This window comes from Pseudomonas sp. P5_B2 (genome assembly GCF_056400445.1).
Genome location: NZ_JBFULH010001216.1, coordinates 1 through 851, shown reverse-complemented (window position 1 = coordinate 851; position 851 = coordinate 1). Strand labels below are relative to the sequence as shown.

Genomic DNA, 851 nt, shown 5'->3' with positions numbered 1-851 from the left:
GTGTAGTACAGCGCCGTTTGTTCAGTGGCGATGTCTTGAAAAGCACGGGAGCGTGTCATCGGGCCCATGACGAAGCGGTTCTTCAGAACCAGGTCGCCCAGTTTGAAATCGTTAAAAAGACTCAAGGTAAAATTTCCCGCGTGGAATGTTGACGTTGGCGCAATCAGCAGGCCATCGATGGCTTGATGGCCTGCCGACCCGAGGTCAAGGTTTCGGAAGTGGATGGTCAATGAACATTTGGTTGAGATAGTTCACGACATCGTGTTCGCCCGGGCCTGCGCTATTGCGCAGTTGGCGGCCAGCATCAACGACGACCTCGGTTGTCGCAGTCTCCAGCAACGCCATCGTTTGCTCGATGAAGGGCTCCAGTTGCAAGGCGCGTTCGTCACCGCTTTTATAAACGAGGTCGGTATCAACCCAAGGTGGCGCAATTTCCAGGACGTGCACGCTGGTGTTGCGCAACGCGAAGCGTTGGGAAAGCGAATAAGAGTGGATGGCGGCTTTGGTCGCGGAATAGAGCGCGAACATTGCCATCGGAATAAAAGCAGCCGTGGAGCTATTGTTGATGATGTACGCCAGTGGTTGGCGTTTCAGGTGTTCGATGAACGCGCCACTGATACGTACCGGTGCCAGCAGGTTCGTGTCTACCAGGTAAGTGGATTGTGCATCGTCGAGCGGGCCCGTTACATCGTCGAACGGCATGATGCCGGCGTTATTGATGACGACATTCAATTCCGGGTACTTATGGATGAGATCTGCCGCGACGCTGGCGATCTCCGCCGGGTTACTCACGTCGATTTCTACCGAATCTATACCAGGGTTGGCTTGGGTGATTTCATCCAGCAGTGCCT

Annotated in this window: 1 protein-coding gene; it reads right to left on the bottom strand. The window is 54.5% G+C overall.

Features of this window, described 5'->3' with window-relative positions:
• Positions 1-204 precede the first annotated feature (204 nt).
• Positions 205-851: SDR family oxidoreductase (locus AC1DRJ_RS30310; protein ID WP_477805358.1), on the bottom strand; the 647-nt coding region annotated here is incomplete at its 5' end.